The 21,880-nt window shown below is 67.5% G+C and carries 20 protein-coding genes; 13 read left to right on the forward strand and 7 right to left on the reverse strand.

Annotated features, from left to right (window positions below):
- The first annotated feature begins 400 nt into the window (after nt 1-400).
- Nucleotides 401-568, forward strand: coding sequence for a DUF7556 family protein (locus EGH23_RS13780; RefSeq protein ID WP_220580555.1), 168 nt, complete (start codon nt 401-403; stop codon nt 566-568).
- 187 nt (nt 569-755) lie between these two features.
- Here the strand turns inward: EGH23_RS13780 and EGH23_RS26850 are convergent, their stop codons facing one another.
- Nucleotides 756-890, reverse strand: coding sequence for a hypothetical protein (locus EGH23_RS26850; RefSeq protein ID WP_268899445.1), 135 nt, complete (start codon nt 888-890; stop codon nt 756-758).
- 147 nt (nt 891-1,037) lie between these two features.
- Here EGH23_RS26850 and serA point away from each other — a divergent pair, with 147 nt between their 5' ends.
- From serA to EGH23_RS13795, 3 genes are all read left to right on the forward strand, one after another.
- Nucleotides 1,038-2,621 (forward strand): phosphoglycerate dehydrogenase, encoded by a 1,584-nt coding sequence (gene serA, locus EGH23_RS13785; protein WP_220580556.1) that lies wholly within the window; start codon nt 1,038-1,040, stop codon nt 2,619-2,621.
- A gap of 104 nt (nt 2,622-2,725) precedes the next feature.
- Nucleotides 2,726-4,564 (forward strand): PAS domain-containing sensor histidine kinase, encoded by a 1,839-nt coding sequence (locus tag EGH23_RS13790; protein WP_220580557.1) that lies wholly within the window; start codon nt 2,726-2,728, stop codon nt 4,562-4,564.
- Complete coding sequence (locus tag EGH23_RS13795) at nt 4,561-6,444, forward strand: PAS domain-containing sensor histidine kinase (protein WP_220580558.1); 1,884 nt, start codon at nt 4,561-4,563, stop codon at nt 6,442-6,444. The genes EGH23_RS13790 and EGH23_RS13795 overlap by 4 nt, the downstream gene beginning before the upstream one ends.
- On the opposite strand, the gene EGH23_RS13800 is transcribed toward EGH23_RS13795, so the two are convergent.
- The 6 genes from EGH23_RS13800 to EGH23_RS13825 all read right to left on the reverse strand — a co-directional run bounded on the left by EGH23_RS13800 (nt 6,445) and on the right by EGH23_RS13825 (nt 12,218).
- Nucleotides 6,445-6,672, reverse strand: coding sequence for a hypothetical protein (locus EGH23_RS13800; RefSeq protein ID WP_220580559.1), 228 nt, complete (start codon nt 6,670-6,672; stop codon nt 6,445-6,447). It abuts the gene before it with no gap.
- Between the two features lie 85 nt (nt 6,673-6,757).
- Nucleotides 6,758-10,399, reverse strand: a complete 3,642-nt coding sequence (locus EGH23_RS13805) for a DNA polymerase II large subunit (RefSeq protein WP_220580560.1) — start codon at nt 10,397-10,399, stop codon at nt 6,758-6,760.
- Between the two features lies 1 nt (nt 10,400).
- The gene (locus tag EGH23_RS13810; protein WP_220580561.1) at nt 10,401-10,823 is read right to left on the reverse strand and encodes a PPC domain-containing DNA-binding protein; all 423 of its coding nucleotides are present in this window, start codon (nt 10,821-10,823) and stop codon (nt 10,401-10,403) included.
- Nucleotides 10,824-10,880: 57 nt separating this feature from the next.
- Nucleotides 10,881-11,390: a 2'-5' RNA ligase family protein gene (locus tag EGH23_RS13815; protein WP_220580562.1), complete on the reverse strand. Its 510-nt coding sequence runs from the start codon at nt 11,388-11,390 to the stop codon at nt 10,881-10,883.
- Nucleotides 11,391-11,480: 90 nt separating this feature from the next.
- A complete protein-coding gene (locus EGH23_RS13820; protein WP_220580563.1) occupies nt 11,481-11,966 on the reverse strand; it encodes a DUF6789 family protein in 486 nt (161 codons plus the stop codon).
- Between the two features lie 63 nt (nt 11,967-12,029).
- Nucleotides 12,030-12,218: a DUF7554 family protein gene (locus EGH23_RS13825; RefSeq protein ID WP_220580564.1), complete on the reverse strand. Its 189-nt coding sequence runs from the start codon at nt 12,216-12,218 to the stop codon at nt 12,030-12,032.
- 403 nt (nt 12,219-12,621) lie between these two features.
- Here EGH23_RS13825 and EGH23_RS13830 point away from each other — a divergent pair, with 403 nt between their 5' ends.
- The 9 genes from EGH23_RS13830 (at nt 12,622) to argF (ending at nt 21,664) form a co-directional block, all read left to right on the forward strand.
- Complete coding sequence (locus tag EGH23_RS13830; RefSeq protein WP_220580565.1) at nt 12,622-13,899, forward strand: argininosuccinate synthase; 1,278 nt, start codon at nt 12,622-12,624, stop codon at nt 13,897-13,899.
- Nucleotides 13,900-13,902: 3 nt separating this feature from the next.
- Nucleotides 13,903-15,393, forward strand: coding sequence for an argininosuccinate lyase (gene argH / locus EGH23_RS13835; protein ID WP_220580566.1), 1,491 nt, complete (start codon nt 13,903-13,905; stop codon nt 15,391-15,393).
- A 164-nt stretch (nt 15,394-15,557) separates the two neighbouring features.
- Nucleotides 15,558-15,722: a lysine biosynthesis protein LysW gene (gene lysW / locus EGH23_RS13840; protein WP_135303513.1), complete on the forward strand. Its 165-nt coding sequence runs from the start codon at nt 15,558-15,560 to the stop codon at nt 15,720-15,722.
- Between the two features lie 84 nt (nt 15,723-15,806).
- Nucleotides 15,807-16,703, forward strand: coding sequence for a lysine biosynthesis protein LysX (gene lysX / locus EGH23_RS13845; RefSeq protein WP_220580567.1), 897 nt, complete (start codon nt 15,807-15,809; stop codon nt 16,701-16,703).
- Nucleotides 16,700-17,737, forward strand: coding sequence for an N-acetyl-gamma-glutamyl-phosphate reductase (argC, locus tag EGH23_RS13850; protein ID WP_220580568.1), 1,038 nt, complete (start codon nt 16,700-16,702; stop codon nt 17,735-17,737). Before lysX ends, argC begins: the two co-directional genes overlap by 4 nt.
- A gap of 18 nt (nt 17,738-17,755) precedes the next feature.
- The gene (locus EGH23_RS13855) at nt 17,756-18,595 is read left to right on the forward strand and encodes an acetylglutamate/acetylaminoadipate kinase (RefSeq protein WP_220580569.1); all 840 of its coding nucleotides are present in this window, start codon (nt 17,756-17,758) and stop codon (nt 18,593-18,595) included.
- Nucleotides 18,592-19,719: an aspartate aminotransferase family protein gene (locus EGH23_RS13860; protein ID WP_220580570.1), complete on the forward strand. Its 1,128-nt coding sequence runs from the start codon at nt 18,592-18,594 to the stop codon at nt 19,717-19,719. Before EGH23_RS13855 ends, EGH23_RS13860 begins: the two co-directional genes overlap by 4 nt.
- Nucleotides 19,716-20,771, forward strand: coding sequence for a [LysW]-lysine hydrolase (locus EGH23_RS13865; RefSeq protein ID WP_220580571.1), 1,056 nt, complete (start codon nt 19,716-19,718; stop codon nt 20,769-20,771). The genes EGH23_RS13860 and EGH23_RS13865 overlap by 4 nt, the downstream gene beginning before the upstream one ends.
- A 2-nt stretch (nt 20,772-20,773) precedes the next feature.
- The gene (gene argF, locus EGH23_RS13870) at nt 20,774-21,664 is read left to right on the forward strand and encodes an ornithine carbamoyltransferase (protein ID WP_220580572.1); all 891 of its coding nucleotides are present in this window, start codon (nt 20,774-20,776) and stop codon (nt 21,662-21,664) included.
- Nucleotides 21,665-21,880 lie beyond the last annotated feature (216 nt).

Below are 21,880 nucleotides of genomic sequence, written 5' to 3' on the forward strand. Positions count from 1 at the left end.
CCGTACCTTCCTCTCCGCATCTACTAAGTCCTTAACATCCGTTAGTCTCGTCCGGGAGTTATCGGGCGTCGAAGCCGTTTTTCGATGTCGCCGCCGACCGTCGGGGCTCGGAACTGATGAGCGGAGGCGAGCGCGCCGACGCGGTAGGGTACGAGGGGGATTCCTCTCTCGGCTGGTATGTTCATATCGAGTATCAAAGTAGTCGGCTAAGTATGGCATACTCCTGCAGTCTGAGACTTCTTCCGTCTCAAAGCGAGCGACTTCGGGGCCATACGTTCGCGCTTCGAACGGAAAACAATCTCATTTGCTGACAATCCTATTGTTCAGAATTGTAGTACGTACTCCCGCTTCGGACGGTGATTCCGCTACGTTTATATGTGGGTGTTACATATTATCATGCATGGAGCCGGACACGGTCGCCCCAGCGGAGGTCGCCGAAGACGCAGAAGTCATGGCTTCCGTCGAGGAAGGTCAGACTGAAACGCTCGTCATCGCAGACATCTCGCGGGACGACGCCTATATGACACTCCCGCTCTCCGACGCCGCGTCGCTCCCGGAGTGGCGGTAAGTCGCCGACCCGGCGGCCGCCGCCTTTTCGCGCATTAATCACTGTAGCTACGCTGCTCTCGTTCGGTGTACGGACTCCCCGCGAGACACAGCGACGAGCTGCTGGCAGTCCGAAACGAACCGCCGGCGACGGCAGAACGGTCCGCGCCGAACGGCGTTCGAATCGGAGCTAAGCGTCTCCCTCGCCATTATTCGCCAGCGCGCCGGCTCGCAGGACGGCGGCCGTCTCGACGGCGACGCCCGCCGGGGCATCCGGCCAGCGCCGCGAGCGCCGAGGGCGCCAGGAGGTGGCGTCTGGTGAGTCCCATGCTGTCGTCTGCCATACCCCCCTGTTGGGAGATGAGTTGAATAAGATTTGAAGTTTTTCAACGCACGTTCCAGCGGGTAAAAGCGGCCGATACCGTCGCGGATTTCCGTCGATACGTCCCGAGAAAACAAGCGTTATGCCCCCCCGGTAAGTTCGACTCGATATGAAGGTACTCGTCACGGACCCCATCGCCGACGCCGGTCTCGACCGGTTGCGCGAGGCGGGCCACGAAGTGGAGACAGCCTACGACGTCGAGGGCGACGCGCTCCTCGACGCGGTGTCGGACGCGAACGCGCTCATCGTCCGCTCGGGCACCGAAGTCACCGAGGAAGTGCTCTCGGCCGCCCCCGAGCTGGTCATCGTCGGACGGGCCGGCATCGGCGTCGACAACATCGACATCGACGCCGCCACCGACCACGGCGTCATCGTCGCCAACGCCCCCGAGGGCAACGTCCGGGCCGCCGCCGAACACACCGTCGCGATGGCCTTCGCCACCGCTCGCTCCATCCCGCAGGCCCACGACCGGATGAAAGACGGCGAGTGGGCGAAAGGCGAGTTCCTCGGGACCGAAGTGAACAACAAGACGCTGGGCGTCGTCGGCTTCGGCCGCGTCGGCCAGGAAGTCGCGAAGCGACTCGGCAACCTGGGGATGGACATCGTCACGTTCGACCCCTACATCAGCGAGGACCGCGCGAAGCAGTTCGGCGCGGAACTGGTCGACGACCTCGACGACTGTCTCGACGCCGCGGACTTCGTCACCATCCACACGCCGCTGACCCCCGAGACCGAGAACATGATCGGCGAGGAGGAACTCGCCCAACTGGAAGGCGGCTACGTCGTCAACTGCGCCCGCGGCGGCATCATCGACGAGCCCGCGCTCGCCGAGGCCGTCGAGGACGGCGTCCTCAAGGGCGCGGCGCTGGACGTCTTCGGCGAGGAACCGCTCCCGGAGGACAGTCCTCTGCTCGACGTCGAGAACGTCATCCTCACGCCGCATCTGGGCGCGTCGACGGAGGCGGCACAGGAGAACGTCGCCACCTCGACGGCCGACCAGGTCGTCGCCGCCTTCGACCACCAGCCGGTGGCGAACGCGCTGAACGCGCCCTCGCTCGACCGCGCAACCTTCGAACGGGTCGAACCGTACCTCGAACTGGCGAGCACCGCCGGCCGCATCGCCGTCCAGTTGTTCGGAAGCCACATGAGCTCCGTCGAAGTGACCTACGCCGGCGACATCGCCGAGGAGGACGTCGAGTACGTCACCGCCAGCGCGCTGGAGGGCGTCTTCGCCCCCTCGGACATCCAGGTCAACGCGGTCAACGCCCCGCAGATAGCCGAACGACGGGGCATCGACGTCACGGAGTCGAAAAAGAGCTCCGCCGAGGACTATCAGAGCCTCATCACCGTCACCGTCTCCGACGGCGAGGAGTCGGTGTCGGTCTGTGGAACGCAGTTCGGCGGCGAGGAGTCCCGCATCGTCCGCATCGACGACCACCGCATCGAGGCCGTTCCGCACGGCCACATGCTCGTCGTCCGCAACAAGGACGAACTCGGCACTATCGGCTTCATCGGCACGGTGCTCGGGGACGCCGAGATAAACATCGCGGGGATGTTCAACGGCCGCGAGACCATCGGCGGGGAGGCCCTCTCGGTGTACAACCTCGACTCCCAACCGGGCCGGGATATCATCGACCGCCTGAACGGGGACGACCGCATCATCGAGACGACCTACGTCGCGCTCGACGACTAGTCGGCGACGAGCGGACGGCGAACGGGTCGGGTTTTTTCTCGCTGATTCTCCGAGGGGAACGGTTATCTGCCGGGGTGGTCACTGTCTGGTAACTAAGTGGTGGCATGGGAACGGGCGACAGACAGGTAGTTCGGACCCTGTTCGCGGACGGGAGTGGACGACTCGACGCCGTAGCGGGTCCGCTCGCCGAACGCGGGTTCGAGATAGACCGCGTGGCCGACCCGGAATCGCTCGCCGAGACCGACACCGACGGGTACGACCTCGTGGTCGTCGTCCACGACGAGACGACGACGCCGAAACGGGACGGCGTGGCCGGCGTCGAGACGGCGCTCGCGGCCGTCGACTGCCCGGTCGCGCTCTACGCTATCGGCTTTCCGGGGGCCGCGGTCGCCGCCGAAGCCATCGGGGCGGGAGCCGCCGACGCCGTGTACGTCCCGCCCGAACGCGGCGAACTGCTGGCGCATCGACTGCGCTGTGCGGCGACCGGCGACGACGGGTTCGATCCCCCAGAGCAGTTGCTCGCGGACTTCTTCGAGTACTTTCCCGAGGGCGTCTACGTGAAGGACGATCACGGCCGCTTCGCCGTCACCAGCTGTCCGACGGTACGGTCACAGGGGTACAACCGCGACCAGCTGGTGGGGCTCACGGACTACGAACTGCTCCATCCCGACCTCGCCGACGCGCTCTACGAGCAAGAGCGCCGCATCCGCGAACGGGGCGAGCCGCAGGTCGACGTCGTCGAACACTACGTCGAGGACGGCCAAGACCGGTGGGTGACGTCGACGAAGGTCCCGAGATACGACGCCGAGGGGAACGTGACCGGCATCGTCGGCGGGACCCGGGACGTGACGCAGTCACGTCGCCGCGAACGCCTCTTGGCGACGCTCCACGAGGGGAGCCGGGACCTGATGCGGGCCGAAACCCGGACCGATGTCTGTCAGATGACGACGGAACTCGCCGACGACATCGCCGCGCTGCCGTCGGTGCAGGTCGCACTCTACGACGGGTCGACGCTCCGTCCGTCGAAGCCGACAGGTAGCGGCGGATCGACGTTCGACCGGTACGAGCGGTGGTTCTGGCGGAGCTTCGAGACGGGCGACCCGCAGTACGTCACGACCGAGTCGAACGGTCGGACGGTCCGTACCGACGCGGCCGACCCGTCGGCGATCGACGCCGTCGTCTTGCCGCTCGGTCGACACGGCGCGCTGGGGATGTGGCCGGACGATCCGCTCGACGAGTTCACGCTGGAGTTGGCGAACGTGCTGGGCGCGACCGTCGAGGCGTCGCTCGACCGGGCACAGCGAGAACAGGAACTCAGAGAGCGCGAGGCGGAACTGGAGCGCCAGAACCAGCGCCTGGAGGAGTTCGCGACGATGGTCAGCCACGACCTGCGCAACCCGCTGCAGATCGCGTTCGGCGCGGCCGATATGTTGGACGCCGAAGATAAACACGGAGAGCGGCTCTATGCCGCACTCTCCCAGATGAACCGCCTCGTCGACGAGCTGCTGACGCTCGCTCGCGAGGGCGAGATCGCCGGGGAACGAACGCCGGTGGAGGTCGCTTCGCTGGCCGAGACCGCGTGGAACGCGCTCGATACCGGTACCGCCACGTTGGAACTGGACGACGCCGGGACCGTCCTCGCCGATCGCGACCGCCTCCGCGAGCTGTTCGAGAACCTCTTCTGGGTGTTGCTGCGGCAGGCCGACGGCCTCACGCTCCGTGTCGGGCGTCTCGACGACGGCCTCTACATCGAACAGGCCGGCGGCGACGGATCGACCGAGGCTGACCCGTCGGCGACGCGCCCGCTCGACACCGACGACTGGACGCAGTACGGTCGCTACATCGTCTCGACGATCGCGGAGGCCTACGGCTGGACCGTGACGAGCGCCGACACCGATGGCCGGTACACGCGCTTCGAGATACGGGGGATGACGGTCCAGTGACCGCCGATAGCGACGACCGAACGATGACGGCCACCGCGCCCATAGACGTCTCCTGCGTCGACCCCGATGGGCGGCTCCGGTCGGTCGTGACCGCGCTTCGGGCGGTCGACGACGTCGCCGTCTCCGTCGTCGACGACGTGTATGCCGTCGAAGGAAATACAGACTGCTGCGTGTTGTTGCATGCGCCCGAAACCGAGACGCGCGACGCCGTCGACGGGCTGGCGCAGCTCGCCGAGTTCGCCGAGGCTCACCCGGACGTTCCGGTCGCCGTCTACGGCGTCGACATCGAATCGGCGATGATGACGACCCGGGAGTTCACCCGTCGGGTGGTCGACCGCGGCGGCGACGCCGCGATGACGATGACCGGCGAGCGAACGGAACTCATCGTCCGGCGGATCAAGCAGGTCGTCGGCTTCGAAGAACACTTCCAGTCGGACGCGGCGCTGTTGGACTCGCTCTTAGAGTCCTTTCCCCACCAGCTGTTCGTCAAGGACGACGTGGGACGGTTCGTCGACACCAGCGCCGTCACGGCGCGGGAGTACGACTTCGACCGCGAGGGGCTGACGGGACTCACGGACTACGAGCTCATGCCGATGAGCCTCGCCGACGACCTCTACGAGGAGGAACAGCGGATCATGGCGACCGAAGAGCCGATGCTCAACAAGGTCGAACACTACGTCGACCCAGCGGGCCGCAGTCGGTGGGTCAACACGACGAAAGCCCCGCGTTACGACCGAGCGGGACTCGTGACCGGAATCGTCGGCGGCACTCGCGACGTCACCGAAGAGAAGCGACAGGAGCACGTCGTCCGGGCGGTCCACGAGGCCAGCCGAGAGCTCGTCCGAGCGGGCGACCGAACCGAGATCGGCGACGTGAGCGCCTCCATCGCCGAGGGTATCCCGGCGCTCCCGCGCGTGCAACTCGTCCTCGCGGACAGAACGACCGGGGAGCTACGGCCGGCCGAGTCCGACGGAGAGTCGTCCATCTACGCTCGGCACGCCGAGTGGTGCGAACGCGCCTACGAGCGGGCCGAGACGCTGTTTATCCTCGAAGACGGGAGCGACGCGGTCACCGACCGGGACGCCATCGAGCGACCGGCCGCGGCGCTCATCCCGCTCGGCTCCCACGGCGTCTTCGGCGTCACGACGGGCGAGCGGACGATCGACGAGTTCACGTACGAGCTCGCGAACATCTTCGCCGCGAACGTCGAGGCGGCGCTCGACCGCGCCGAACGCGAACGCGAGCTCGAACACCAGAACGAGCGCTTAGAGGAGTTCGCGAGCATCGTCAGCCACGACCTGCGCAACCCGCTCAGCGTCGCCAGTTCCGCCATCGAACTCGCGAAAGACGACCCGAAACCGTCGCATCTGGAGAAGGTCGACCGCGCCCTCGACAGGATGGAACAGCTGACCGAGGAACTGCTGACGCTCGCGAAGAAGGGGCAGACGGTCGGCGAGACCGAACGGCTCCAGCTACGGGACGCCGTCCTCGACACCCGCGGCGGCGTCTCCGACCAGCGCGCGGACGTGGTCACCGGGGAACTGGGGACCATCGAAGCGGACCGCTCCCGACTGGTGGAGCTACTGGAGAATCTGTTTCGGAATGCCGTCGAACACGGACCGGCAGACGAGACCGATACGGTGACGGTCACCGTCGGGATGCTCGAAGACGGGTTCTACGTCGAAGACGACGGCGTCGGGATCCCGGAGCGCGATCGCGAGGCGGTGTTCGAGATGGGCTACACGGACAGCGATGGGGGGACCGGGTACGGTCTCTACATCGTCGAGGCCATCGCGGACGCCCACGGGTGGTCCGTCCGCGCCACAGAGAGCGAGTCGGGCGGCGCGCGCTTCGAGTTCACCGACGTCGTCGTCCGGTGATCAGCGCTCGGCCAGCAGTCGTTCGTACCGATCGATGATCTCCTGTCGACGCTGCTGCTCGCGCTCTAGCTCCATCTCTAAGGCCGCGATCTGACAGCGCAGGAGCAACAGGTGGCTCTGCGAGGCGACGGTCGACGGCCGATGCGGCGTGACGCGTTCGCTCTCGATGCCGCTCTCGGTGGCCGGCGGCGGTCGGGGCGATACCACTCCGGTGGGTCGCGTGGGCATGTGTGGTAATCGTCCCCTACCAGCAAAAGCACCCATCGGACGGCCGTCGCACGCCCGTCTTGCGCCCTGAGTTCTCAGCCGACCCCTACATGAAGTCGGCGATGCCGGACTGCTTGTTGTGGTCGTTCTCGAAGACGGACTCGATGGACCGCTCCAGGATCTTCAGGCGCTGTTTCGTGTAGTCCCGGGCACCGAACTCGTCGGCGACGCGGATGGCGGTGTCGATGTACTTGTTGACCGATCCCTCGTGGACCGTGAGGTTCACGCGACCGCCGCACTCCCGGCAGTCACCCGTGAGCGGCATCCGCCGATACGACTCTCCGCAGTCCAGACAGCGGACCTCCTGCCGGGAGAACGCCCGGAGGTTGCCGATGAGGTCCGGCAGGAAGTGGTACTCGATGATGCGCTCGGCCACGTCCGATTCGACGACGGCGCGGAGTTTCCGCGAGATGGAGAGCTGGGCGTCCATCTTGTCCTCCATCGACCCCAGCGTCTTGTACGCCGAGAGGTCCGGCCCCGCGGCGATGTTGGTCGTGTCGTGGGTATGCCGGAAGTCGGTGTACTCGCGGTCGGTCCCCAGCGTCTCCTCCGCTATCTTCATGACGTCCTCGACCTCGGCGGGATCGGCGAGTTCGCGGGTGGCCTCGTAGAACTCGCGGGGATACGAATCCATGATGTCCATGTTGTGGGCCTCGTCGTCGATCTCGCTCGGGTCGATGCGCGAGGACATCACGAGGGGGGCGTCCATCTGCCCGCCGCGCTTGTCGGGGAGGTAGGACTTGCTGAAGTTGAGCAGGCCGTCCATCAGGAGCATCACGCAGTCCTCGTCGCCGTCGCAGTTCCGCCGTTTCGCGGCGTGAAAGTACGGATGCGCGTAGCCGACGGCGGCCGACGTGAACCCGACGACTCGGCCGACCGTCGCGGCGCTGGTGTGCGGGGCCATCCCGAAGACGAGTTCGCCGACCAGTTCCTCGCGCTCCTCGAACTCGTAGTACGGCCCGAGGCCGTAGTACTGCTCCAAGAGGTCGTCGACGAAGTCCGCGGTCTTGAGCATGTGTTCGGCCGCGCCGTCCGAGAGGACGATGTCCTGCACTTTCAGTTCGACCAGTTGGTCGGCGCGTGTGAGCGGGTCGCCGTGGATGTCCGTCTCGTAGCCCAGATGGCGAAGGCGGTCCGGTTCCACGTCGAGTTCGGCGGGCCGAACGGCCGTCACCGGGAGGTCGGTCATGTCGTAGCGGACGGTGCCGTCCTTGAACGCCGAGACGTCGTGTTTCGCCCGCAGGACGCCCTTCTCCATCGGCTCGGGCAGTTTCTCCGCGGAGGTGAGCCCCTTGACCGCTTTCAGCGTGTCGAAGGCCGTCTCGCGCTCCCCGACGTTCCCGAGGGCGTCGCGGTAGATGGCTTGCAGGTCGAGCTCTTTGTACTGCGTCGGCGAGGCGAGCGTCTCACAGCGGCCGCACTCGGCGCGGCCGGACTCGTCGGGTTCGACCTCCATCTCGCAATCTGGACAGACGTACACCGTCTCCGCGATTTCGTCGCACTCCGGACAGCGGGCCTCGTGGGTCTCGGTGTTGCAGGCGGGACAGCGCCGGTGAGCGACCTCCACGTCGACGCGGCCCGGCGTCTCGCTCATCGAGTCGGCGTGCTTGGTCGCGTCGGCGACGCTGCGCTGTGAGCCGCCGGCCTCGCCGATGGGAAAGAGCGTGTGGACCGCCGGTGAGAGGTCCCGCCGCTCGGACTTCTCCGGGCGCCCCATCCGGTTGCCGATGCGGGTCGGAGCCCGCTCCCGGACTTCGAAGGGCGAGATCTCGTTGACCGCGAGGATCGCGTTCAGGCCGTCGCCGTCGTTCTCCTCCGGCGAGTAGCCGATGGCGTCGACCGCCTCGCCCTCGCCGTAGGTCTTCGCGCGCTCGGAGATGTCCGAGAGCGTCCAGTCGCGTTCGAGCGAGCGCGAGAAGCCCAGCGTGCGCACCAGCGGCAGCCAGTCCGAGACGACGAGCCGGTCGTCCTCCTGCGCGTGTTCGACCAGCAGGTGTTCGAGGGCCGTCTGAACGGGGTCGCTCCGCGGGAGAACGAGGTCGCCGGTAGTGGCCCCGTGCCCCTCGACCACGGCACCATCTGTCGCGGTAATCTCCGCCTCGTCCACGGCGTCGGCGAGCGCTCCCATCTGTTCGACGCTCACGTCGTGCCAGACGTAGGTGTACTTCGGGTGCAGCGGCGCGTCGTACTCGGTGGCCCATTCGAGTGCCTCGTCGGCGCTGGGGTCGGCCAGGTCGACGTGCGGGGAGTCGCGCATCGCGGCGACGTCCGCGCCGGCGGCCTCGAAGTCCTGTTCCCACCACTCGACGGTGTAGGAGGCCGGCGCGAGCGGGTGGTTGTTCTCGACGAACTCGCCGAAGTTGACGAGGTACTCGCCCAGGTCGAGGATCTTCTCGACGCCGTTGCGGACCGCCAGCGCCTCCTCGGCGTCGTCGATGCGGCGCACGTCGCCGTTGGCCAGTCGCACCGTCGGCCCCTCGATGGTGTCGACGGGGACGACCCCGGCGGCTTTCCCGGGCCGCTCGGTCTTTATCTGGGTCCCGGTAGCGAGGAAGTCGTCGACCAGGTGCATCGTCGCCGGATGGACGCCGGCGGTGGCGAAGCCGTGGTTGCGCGCCCGGCCGTAGCGCAGTCGGAAGCCGCCCGATTTCGAGGGGTGCGAGAACACCGGCCGACCGGCGATGAGGTCCCGGAGGTACTTCTTGGCGGGGTCGACCCGCGGCGGACCGGCCCGCTCCTCGCTCTCGTCGGCCGCCTCGTCGCCGTCGCTGTCTCCGTTATCGCCGTCCGTATCGCTCGCGGCGTCGTCGCCCCCGCTCTCTATCTCCCCGTCGTCGGCCTCGTCCTCCCCGATCGTGCCGTCGATGAGGTCCTGCAACCACGGCCAGTCGACCTCGTCGAGATTCCGCGTGTAGCGCTGAATCTTCGGCGCTTTCAGCGCTATCCCCTCCGCGAGGACGAGACACATCCCGCCGCGAGCGGAGTTCGAGTCCACCCGTTCGAGGTCCCGATACCCCGAGACCTCCTCGTCGCCGGTGGCCTCCCCGTCGAGCATGATCGGCATGTTCTCGGCGATGAACTTCGTCTCCTTCTCCTTCGGGGAGTACTGGAGGCCGGTGTCCTTGTCGTAGAGGTCTATCTCCTCGGCGTAGCGGCCGATCTCCTCCTCGCGGGCCTCGTACTGTTCGATGCCGAGCAGCGCGCGGGCGTAGTCGGCGACCAGCACCGAGAGCGCCTGTGCGGTCCCGCCCGCCGAGCGGATCGGGCCGGCGTAGTAGACGTTGATGAACTCCGTCCCGTCGTCGTTCTCGAGCAGTTCGACGCGGTCGATGCCCTCGATGGGCGCGGCGACCACGCCTTCGGTCAGGAGGGCGACGGCGGTCCGGACCGCGCCTTCTATCTTCCCCTCGCGGGTGTCGTAGTCGCCGACGCTGCCGTCGACGAAGTCGTCGACGAGTTCCAGCGCGGCCTCCTCGCGGGACATCTCTCCTTCGAGTTCGCGCACGCGCTCGGCGACGCCGTCGATGCCGAGGATGTTCTCCACCCGGTCGGCCATGTCGCGCGCGGTCGGGATCTCGACTTCGGGCTTCGGGTCGCCGCCGCGCTCGCGGGCGCGCTCGGCGACGGCCATCGCCCTATCGAGTTCCGTCTCCAGCGTCTCGAAGTACCGCTCGTCGGCCTCGCGCATCTCAGAGGTTCCAGAGGTCCAGATCCGTCGGCTCGTCGTGTTCGCGCTCCAGGTGCGTGTCGAACGCCCGGACGTACAGCTCCCCGGCGAACACCGTCGCGCGGTCCAAGTGGCCCGCGAGCGCGGTTCCGTCGGGTCGCGAGAGCACCGCGTGCGTGTGCGCGAACCGCTCGTCGTTCAGATGCGAGACGTTCCCGACGCAGGCCGCGACTTCCAGCGGCTCGTCGAACTCGATCGCGTCGTACTCCTGTCGGTCCTGCTCGTAGTAGAGCACCTCGGCGTCCTGTACCGCGCCGAGACCGTAGAAGAAGGCGGCGTCGATGTCCTGTGCAGCCGCGAACTCCTCTATCTGTCCCCGCCAGTCCGCGCCGTGGTCCAGTCGGCAGACGTACTCCGAAGTCGTGTCGACCTCCCGATAATCCATACAGGAACCGGATGGCAGGCGACGGCAAAAACGTACCGCCCTCGGTCGCGGGCGGACTCACGCCGGCAGCGCCACGCGGCTGACCCACTGTCCGCGCTCGGCGTCGTAGAACTCGAGTTCCTCGACGGTCCACTCGACCGGCTCTACCTCCCGGCCGACCAGCCGCTCGGCCGCCGCCGCGTCGCCCCCGCGGGCGACCGTGACGTGGGGGACGTACTCGTCGCCCTCCAGTCCCTCGGCGGCGTCGAACGCCTCGCAGAGCCGCTCGTGGAGCGCCACCAGTTCGGGGCTCTCGACGGCGAGGTAGACGACCGGCGAGGATCCCGTCTCGGCCACCGCGAACTGCTCGACGCCGGTGACGCGAACCGAGAAGGGAGCCGTCCCGCGCAGGGCGTCCCGCGCCCGCGCTTCGATGTTCGCGTAGGCCGCGTGGTCGCCGCCGCCGAGGCGCTTGGCGACCAGCGTGTGCTCGCCGCGTCGTCGGGCCTGTGCCAACGGGAGGTCGCGGGCCAACCGCCCGGACAGCGAGGTGACGGCCGCCGGGAGCGGGACGTTCAGGCTGTACACGGTCGGTGAGAGTGGGGCGGGCGAGAAAAGGCGTGCGGTCGGTGTAGCTCGTTACGTCACACCGTCGGTGGCCTCTGTCGGTGACGTGCGTTAGGCCGATTCGGTTACGAGCAGCGTTCGGTGTTCCGCGAGGTAGTCGTAGACGCCGCCCAGCACGACGCCGTAAACCGCGTACGCGAGCAACAGGACCGCCGCTATCGGCCCGCCGGCGGCCAGCGTCTCCCAGCCGAGCCACACGCCGATCCAGAGGACCACGGCGTAGCCCGACCAGACGACGAGTCCGAACACCAGGCCGTGGACGATACCGGACTCGCCGGGCAGGCCCCACGTGAATCCGGCGAAGAACAGCGGCCACGCGAGCGTGAACAGGCCGACGAGCACGACCAGCGTCAAGAGCGTCGCCTGTGGAGTCCCCAGTTCGCAGTACGGTGGGCCGCCGATGGAACAGAGGCTCGTGAAGGTAGCGAGGACGAAGAGGCTGGTCCCGCCGAGCAGTGCATCCGCGATGGACAGGATTATGCCGAGGGCGACTGTCGCGGCGACGCCACCGCCGAGGCTGCTTCTGACGGGCTCCATACCCGCCGGCTACGCCAGGATGCTGGATAAATGTAACTGAAAAATAAAGAACTGGGGACGGACTCAGAGCCGATCGGTCAGATACAGCACGACGAGGACGACGAGCGCCAGTCCCAAGAGCGGCTGAAGCGGCCCCAACAGCCAACCGAGAATACCGAGCAGTCCCTCGACGATCTCTAAGGCTATCCAGACGACGAGGAGGACGAGGACGATCCGCAACAGCGCGTCCGCGTCGATGTCTCCGCGGTCCATATGGTCGCCGTCTCCGCGCGAGATGAAACCGCTTGCGGCGCGATGTCGTGTGGATGGGACCGATTCGCGTGCGATACAGGCGCACGACCGGCCCGAACACGGAAGCTATTAGTAGGCGACCTACAGTAGTCGGGAGTACATGACGCGGACCCACGCCACCGATTCGCTCGCCGCCGCGAGCGATGGGTCCGCCCGTTTTTCCCCCCGACGACACCGTCGGACGGAGTCCGACGAGCAGTCGGCTCAGACGCCGAGCCGACGGCGACGACCGGGCCTCTGCTAGGCCCACTACTATCTTCACTCCGTCTCACGGTTCGTCTCGTCCCCAAGCGCCGCCGGTCGGCTGTCCGGCGCGTCATCCCAAACCGACAGTCACACCACGGAACCCACAGAGTACACAACTATGCCAGAAGGAAACGGAACCGTCGCGCTCGCCTTCTCCGGCGGGCTCGACACGACAGTCTGCGTCTCGCTGCTCAAAGAGGAGTACGGCTACGACGAGGTCATCGGCGTCACCGTCGACGTCGGCCAGCCCGACTACGAGTTCGAGGAGGCCGAGGAGACCGCCGAAGCCCTCGGCGTCGAACAGTACGTCGTCGACGCCAAGGAGGAGTTCGCCGACCTCTGTCTGAAGGCCGTGAAGGCCAACGCCGACTACCAGGGCTACCCGCTCGGGACGGCGCTCGCGCGCCCGGTCATCGCCAAGGCCATCCTCTCGGTCGCCGAGGAGGAGGGCTGTAACGGCATCGCCCACGGCTGTACCGGCAAGGGCAACGACCAGCTGCGCTTCGAGGCCATCTGGCGCGATTCGGACCTCGAAGTCATCGCCCCCGTGCGCGAACTCGGCCTGACCCGCGAGTGGGAGAACGAGTACGCACAGGAGAAGGGCCTCCCCGTCGAGGGCGGCGACGGCGGCCGCTACTCCATCGACACGAACCTCTGGAGCCGCTCCATCGAGGGCTCCGAACTCGAAGACCCATCGACGATTCCCGAGGACGACATCTACAAGTGGACCGAGAACCCCTCGGGCAAGGACGCCGAACTGGTCGACATCGAGTTCGAGGAGGGCGAGGCCGTCGCCGTCGACGGCGAGGAACTGGGCAAGGTCGAACTCATCGAGCGGCTCAACGAACAGGCGGGCGCCCACGGCATCGGCCGCACGGACATGATGGAAGACCGCATGCTCGGGCTGAAGGTCCGCGAGAACTACGAGCACCCCGCGGCCACCGTCCTGCTGACCGCCCACGAGGCGCTGGAAGGGCTCGTCCTCACGCAGGAGGAGCGCCAGTTCAAGGCGCAGGTCGACCAGCAGTGGTCCCAGAAGGCCTACGAGGGCCTCGTCGACGCGCCGCTGGTCAGCGCGCTCGAAGCGTTCGTCGACGACACTAACGAGCGTGTCACTGGCTCCGTGACGGTGAAACTCGAAGGCGGTCACTGCCGTCCGGTCTCCCGCGAGTCCGACTACGCCGTCTACAGCGAATCGGCGGCCTCCTTCGACGAGGAGGACGTGACCGGCGGTATCACCCAGCAGGACGCCACCGGCGTCGCCAAGTACCACGGCTTCCAGTCCCGTTTAGCGAACAAGATTCTGGACGACGCGCGCAAGAGCACGGCGGTCACGGACGGTGGAAGCGAGGAAGTGAGCGGCGGCGACGCCGCGAACGCGGAGTCGGAGGAATAACCCATGAGCGACGGAGAGGACCCCACCTCGAACGCAGACGACGAGACGGTCGTCCGCCGCGACCGCTTCGCCGGCGGACCGGCCCGGTCGTTCCTCTCCTCGCTCGCAGACGACGAGCGCATCTTCGCGGCCGACCTCGCGGTGGACCGCGCGCACGTCGTGATGCTCGCCGAACAGGGCATCGTCGACGACGAGACGGTCGGCGAGATCCTGGCCGCGTTAGACGACGTGGAGGGGGCGGGACACGCCGCCCTCTCCGACGGCGAGGACGTCCACGAGGCCGTCGAGAGCGCGGTCATCGACCGAGTCGGTCCCGAGGGCGGGAAGATGCACACCGCTCGCTCGCGCAACGACGAGGTGGCCGCGTGTATCCGCTACCGCCTGCGCGAGGACGTCCTCGACCTGCTCTCGACGCTCGTCGGCGCGCGCGAGCAGTTGCTCGCGGTCGCGAGCGAGCAGCGCGAGACGGTGATGCCGGGTTACACGCACCTCCAGCCCGCACAGCCGACGACGGTGGCTCACTGGGCGCTCTCCTACGAACAGGCGCTCCAGCGCGACACCGGTCGGCTGCTCGATGCCTACGAACGCATCAACCAGAACCCGCTGGGTTCGGCCGCCTTCGCCGGGACGCCGTTCGAGGTGGACCGCGAACGCACCGCCGAACTGCTCGGGTTCGACTCCGTGGCGGAGAACTCGATGGACGCCTCGGCGACCCGTGACTTCATGGTAGAGACGACCAGCGCCGTCGCCGCGCTCGCCACGACGCTGTCGAGTCTCGCCGAGGACGTGGTCGTGATGGCCAGCAAGGACCACGTCGAGTTGGACGACGACTACGCCTCGACGAGTTCCATCATGCCCCAGAAGAAGAACCCCGACACGCTGGAACTGGTGCGGGGTCGCACCGGCGACGCGACCGCCGGGTTGAACGGCCTGCTGACCAACCTCAAGGGCCAGCCCCGCGCGTACAACCGCGACCTGCAACGGGCGGGCCGGCACGCGTGGGACGCCATCGACAGCGTCACCGACAGCGTCGAGGTCGCGGCGGGCGCGGTGGCGACGGCCGACTGGCCCGCCGAGACGCTCGAAGCCGCGGCCGGCGAGGGCTTTGCCACCGCCACCGGCGTCGCCGACTTGCTGGCGATGGCCGGCGTCCCGTTCCGCACCGCCCACGAGGTGGTCGCCGAGGCGGCCGCTGGACTTGACGCGGACGAGAACGCGCCGGATTACGAGGCGCTCTCGGCGGTCGCCGAGGACGTGTTGGGCGAGCCGCTCTCCGAATACGTCGAGCGCGACGCCGTCGAGCGGGCGCTCGACCCGACCGAGAGCGTCGCCATGCGCGACTCCCGCGGCGGACCCGCGCCCGCGGCCGTCGCCGAACAGGTGTCGAGAGCGAAAGAGGTTCTCGCGACTCACCGAGAGACGGTCGAATCGCGTCGAGACGCCGTCGAACGCGCGACAGACCGCCGGCAGACGGAGGCGAGTCGCTATGTATGAGCGACGACCAGCCCCGCGAGGGGAAATTATACCATAAATCTGATACGGATTTCAGTCATGCGCGGATATCGGGATTAACACTCTGTTAGAGCACTGTATGGTTAGATAGCCTTTCTGATAGGTTCGAAGGGTTTAAGTGAGTGGGTGTGCGAGGGTGAGGTACAATGGCAGAATGCATCGAGTGCGGGGCCGACGTGTCCCTGCACGACAACCTCGAAGTCGGAGAGATCGTCGACTGTTCCACCTGTGGTGCCGAACTCGAAGTCGTCGCCACGGACCCCGTCGAGCTCGACAGCGCGCCCGAGCTCGAAGAGGACTGGGGTGAGTGAGGTGTTCGCGGTGGCGCGGCGCGTTGCGTCGCTCGTGACTGTGACCCGTGACGCCGCGACCCGCGAACACGCGGAGACCACAGCATGAAGGTCGGAATGCTCTACTCGCGCATCCGCAAGGACGAGAAGCTCCTGCTGTCGGAGCTGCGCGAGCGCGATCACGAGGTCGTGAAGATAGACGTCCGCAAACAGCAGTTCAACATCAGCGACGCGCCCGCGGAGTTCGAGGGCCTGGATCTGGTCGTCGATCGCTGTCTGGCGACCTCTCGGAGCGTCTACGCGACGAAGTTCGCCGCGGCCTACGACGTGCCGGTCGTCAACGGGCCCGACGTCGCGGAGGTCTGTTCGGACAAGGTCAAGAACAGCCTCGCACTCGTCGAGGCGGGCGTCCCGACGCCCGACACCGACGTGGCGTTCACGAAGGACGCCGCCCTCGAATCCATCGAGGAGTTCGGCTACCCCTGCGTCCTCAAACCCGTCGTCGGGTCGTGGGGCCGCCTGATGGCCAAGATCGACTCCCGCGACGCCGCGGAGGCGATCCTCGAACACAAGGAGACGCTCGGTCACTACGAGCACAAGATCTTCTACGTCCAGGAGTTCGTCGAGAAGCCCGGCCGGGACATCCGCGTGCTGGCCGTCGACGGCGAACCCGTGGCGGCGATGGTCCGTTCCTCGGACCACTGGCTCACCAACGCCGCGAAGGGCGCGGAGACCAACACCTTCGAGCTGGACGACCGCGCGCTCGAACTGGTCGAGAAGGCCTCCGACGCCGTCGGCGGCGGGCTGCTCGGCGTCGACCTGATGGAGGTCGGCTACGACGCCGACACCGGCGAGTTCGAGGACTACACGGTCCACGAGGTCAACCACACCGTCGAGTTCAAGGCGCTGAACGAGGTCAGCGACGTGGACGTCCCCGCTGCGGTCGTCGACTGGTTGGAATCGAAAGCGGCGAGCGAGAGCGACGCGGAGGTCACCGCATGACGTACTCCGCGAGCGTCGTCGGCGGCTCCGGATTCACCGGCGGCGAGCTGCTCCGCCTGCTCGACGGCCACCCCGAGTTCGAACTCGAACAGGCGACGAGCCGCTCGAAGGCGAACAAGACCATCGGCCACCAGCACCCCAACCTCCGGCACTCGGACCTGCGCTTCTCCTCGCCCGAGGACCTGGAATCCGTGGACGTGCTGTTCGCCGCGACGCCTCACGGCGTCTCGATGGAGCAAATCGACGCGTTCCAGGACGCCGCCGGAACCGTCGTGGACCTCTCGGCCGATTTCCGCCTGAACACCGAAGAACAGTACGACGAGTGGTACGACGGGCACACGCGCCCGGACCTGCTCGAAGCGAGCGAGTACGCGCTCCCCGAACTCAACCGCGACGACCTCGCGGGCGCGGACCTGATCGCCTCCGGCGGCTGTAACGCCACGGCGACGATTCTGGGCCTGCTCCCCCTCTTCGAAGCGGACGTCCTCACCGGCGACGAGCGGATCGTCGTCGACGTGAAGGTCGGCTCCAGCGAGGGCGGGGCCGGCGGCGGCGAGGCGTCGAGCCACCCCGAGCGCTCGGGCGTCGTCCGCCCCTACGCCCCGACGGGCCACCGTCACGAGGCCGAGATCCAGCAGTTCCTCGGCGTCGACGTCTCCTTCACCGTCCACGCGGTGGACATGGTCCGCGGCGCGAGCGCGACCTGTCACGTCTTCCCCGACGGTCCCGTCTCGAAGGGCGACCTCTGGGGAGCCTATCGCGGGAGCTACGAGGACGAACCGTTCGTCGAACTGGTCGCGGGCGGCGGCGGCGTCTACCGCTACCCCGAACCGAAGGCCGTCGCGGGGACCAATCGCGCGGAGGTCGGCTTCGAACTCGACCCCGCGAACAAGCGGCTGGTCGTCTTCTCGGCCATCGACAACATGATGAAGGGGTCGGCCGGACAGGCCGTCCACGCGGCGAACGTCGCCCTCGGCATCGAAGAGACGGCGGGACTGGAGTTCCAGGGACTCCACCCCGTCGGCGCACCGTAACTCCTGGAGAGATTTTCTATGACAGTCGTTATCAAAGTCGGTGGCGCTCGTGCGGTCGACCCCGCAGGGGCGCTCGCGGATGTCGCATCACTCGTCGAGCAGGGCGAACAGGTCGTCGTGGTTCACGGCGGCTCTACCAAAGTCGACGAGACGCTCGAACGACTCGGCATCGAACCGGAGTACGTCGAGACGCCGAGCGGCGTCGTCGGCCGCTTCACCGACGAAGCCACGATGGAGGTGTTCGAGATGGCTTTCGGCCACCTCAACACTCAACTCGTCGCCGGCCTCCAGAGCGAGGGAGTCGACGCCGTCGGCCTGAACGGCGTCGACGGGAAGTTGCTCTACGGCCCGCGCAAGTCCGCGGTTCGGGTCGTCGAGGACGGCAAGAAGAAGATTCGCCGCGGCGACCACTCCGGCACCATCAAGCGGGTCAACGGCGACCTGCTCGAATCGCTTCTTTCGGACGGCTACACGCCTGTTGCGGCCCCACCCATGGCCGGAGACGACGACGGCGAGATCGTGCCGGTCAACACCGACGCCGACCGTTCGGCGGCCGCCATCGCCGCCGAACTCGACGCGACGCTCGTCCTGCTGACGGACGTCGAGGGCGTATACGCCGACGCCGACGACCCCTCGACGCTCATCGAGTCCGTCGAGACGGCCGACGGCTGGGACGCCCTCGAAGCCGCCGCCGAGGGGTTCATGGGGCGGAAGATCATGGCCGTCGAGGAGGCGCTGACCGGCGGCGCGAGCGAGGCGGTAGTCGCCGACGCCAACGCCGACGAGCCGATAACCTCGGCCCTCGAAGGGAGCGGAACGCACATGCACGCGAGCGCGGTTCAGGAGGACAACGTATGACCGGATTCGTCTTCAACGAGAAACCCATCCAGATCGAGCGCGGCGACGGCGCGTACGTCTACGACGACGGCGGCACCGAGTACCTCGACATGGGTGCGTCGTACGCCTGTGTCCCGCTCGGTCACGGCCACGACGCCGTTCACGAGGCCGTCACCGAGCAGTTCGAGAAACTGACCTACGTGCAGGCGTCCTATCCGAACGCCCAGCGGACGGCGCTGTACGAACTGCTCGCCGACACCGCGCCGGACCCCATCGACAAGACGTGGCTCTGTAACTCGGGGACCGAGGCCAACGAGGCGGCGCTGAAGTTCGCCCGCTCGGCCACCGGGAACTCGAAGATCGTCGCCACGATGAAGGGCTTCCACGGCCGGACGATGGGCGCGCTCGCCACGACGTGGAAGAGCAAGTACAAGAAGCCCTACGAGCCGCTCATCGGCGACGTGGAGTTCGTCCCCTACGACGACGCGGAGGCGCTCTCGGAGGCCGTCGACGAGGACACCGCCGCGTTCATCGTCGAACCGGTGCAGGGCGAGGGCGGCATCAACCCGGCCTCGACGGAGTACCTCGAAGCGGCCCGCGAGATAACCGAGGAGACGGGTACGGCGCTCATCTTCGACGAAGTGCAGACCGGGATGGGTCGGACCGGCGCGCTGTGGAACTCCCAGCGAGCGGACGTGACGCCCGACATGATAACGTCGGCGAAGGGACTGGGCAACGGCTTCCCCGTCGGCGCGACGCTCTGTCGCGACTGGATCGCCGAGGACTACGGCTCGCACGCCTCGACGTTCTCCGGGGGGCCGGTCATCTCCGCCGCGGCGGGCGCGACGGTCTCGACGATGCTGGACGAGTCGGTCCCCGAGAACGCCGCCGCGATGGGCGAGTACCTCCAGACGGAACTCGAATCCGCGATCGGCGACGAGGTGCGGGACGTTCGCGGCGAGGGCCTGATGGTCGGCGTCGAGGTCGGCCGTGGCGCGAACGAGGCGCTGAAGCAACTCGCGCTGCACCATCAGGTGCTCGCGTTGCCGGCGGGCCGGACCGTCGTGCGCCTGCTCCCGCCGCTGACCATCGACGAGGACCACGCCGACGCGGTGGTCGAGGCCATGACGGAGGTCATCGGATGAGCGAAGCGGCCTCCGTCGACGCTGACACCGAAGCCCGCGAACTGCTCGAAGCCGTCGTTCGCATCCCCTCGGTCTCGCGGAACGAACGCGAGGCCGCGGAGCGACTCGTCGACTTCTTCGAGGACCACGGCCGCGAGGCGTGGCTGGACGAGGTCGGCAACGTCCGCGCGCCAGCCGACGACGGCGTCCTCCTCACGTCGCACATCGACACCGTCCCGGGCGACATCCCGGTTCGCATCGAGGAGAGCGACGAGGGCGAGGTGCTGTGGGGCCGCGGCAGCGTCGACGCGAAGGGGCCGCTGTGCTCGATGGCCGTCGCCGCCGTCCGCACCGGCGCGTCCTTCGTCGGCGTCGTCGGCGAGGAAGTCGACTCCGAGGGCGCGCGCTATCTCGTCGAGGACCGCGAGGACGCCCCCGACGCCGTCGTCAACGGCGAACCCTCCGGCTGGGAGGGCATCACGCTGGGCTACCGCGGACTCCTGGCGGGCACCTACGTCGCCACCAGCGAATCCGGTCACTCCTCGCGCCCGGAGAACAACGCGATCCAGGACGCCATCGACTGGTGGTCGGCCGTCGAAGCCGAGTTCGACCCCGACGACTGGGTCCCGGTCTTCGAGCGGGTCACCTGCAAACCCGTCGACATCGACGGCGGGATCTCCGAGGACGGGCTGAGCGTCGAGACGACGATGAACGTCCAGCTCCGCGTCCCGCCGGAGTACACCACCGACGAGATCCGGGAGATCGCCGACGGCTACCTCGGTAACGGCACCGTCAACTGGGACGACAAGGTCGAACCCGTGATGCAGAGCCCCCGGACGAGCGTCGCCCGGGCGTTCCGGGCCGCCATCCGCCAACACGGCGGCGACCCCACGCTACTGCGGAAGACCGGGACCAGCGACATGAACGTCTTCGCCCAGTCGTGGGACTGCCCGATGGTGACCTACGGTCCCGGCGACTCCGACCTGGACCACGCGCCCGACGAACACATCCACCTCGCGGAGTACGACCGCGCGGTGAGCGTCCTCACGGACGTGACCGAACGCCTGCTGTAACCATGGACCTGCTCGACGTCGACGACCTCACGACCGACGAACTGACCGCGGTGCTCGACCGCGCCGCCGACATCAAGGCCGACCCCGAGACGTACGACGACGCGCTCGACGGCCAGACGCTGGGGATGATCTTCGAGAAGCCGTCGACGCGGACCCGCGTCTCCTTCGAGACGGGGATGACGAAACTCGGAGGTCACGCCGTCTTCCTCGGCCCGGACGACATCCACCTGGGCCACGGCGAACCCGTCAAGGACACCGCCCGGGCGCTGTCGCGGTACGTCGACTTCGTGATGGCCCGCGTCTTCGACCACGCCGACGCCGCGGAACTGGCCGAGTACGCCGACGTGCCGGTCATCAACGCCCTGACCGACGACGCCCACCCCTGCCAGACGCTCGCGGACCTGCTGACCATCCGCGAGGAGTTCGGCGGGTTCGAGGACGTCTCGGTGGCGTGGGTCGGCGACGGCAACAACGTCTGTCAGTCGTTCGTGCTGGGCGCGGCGATGACCGGCATCGACCTCACCGTCGCCACGCCCGAGGGCTACGAAGTGACCGACGACGTCCTGGAGCGCGCGGCCGAGTTCGACAACGCGCCCGCGACGACTCACGACCCCGAGGCGGCCGTCGAGGGCGCCGACGTGGTTTACACGGACGTCTTCGTCAGCATGGGCCAGGAGGACCGCCGCGAGGCGAAACTCGCCGACTTCGACGGGTTCCAGGTCACCACCGACCTGCTCGGCGACCGGACGCTGATGCACTGCCTGCCCGCTCACCGCGGCGAGGAAGTGACCGACGACGTCGTCGAATCGGAGAACGCCGTCGTCTGGGACCAGGCGGAGAACCGGATGCACGCGCAGAACGGGCTGCTGACGTGGCTGGCGGATAGAAAGTAATCCCGCGCTGAACGGGGTGAAGCGCGGCTTTTCTCGCCCCGTTCGTTAGAGCGTCGCTCTCTCGAACCACCCATCAGAAGTCTTCGACTTCTACGGACTTTTTCGAGGAGCGGGTTGCGGGCCAACGGCCTGCAACCGAATGACGTGGCGGCTTCGCCGCCACGCTCCTCCCACAGCGGCGCTTCGCGCCGCGAGGAGACCCGACGCCGAAGAAGG

Source organism: Haloarcula nitratireducens, from assembly GCF_019599505.1.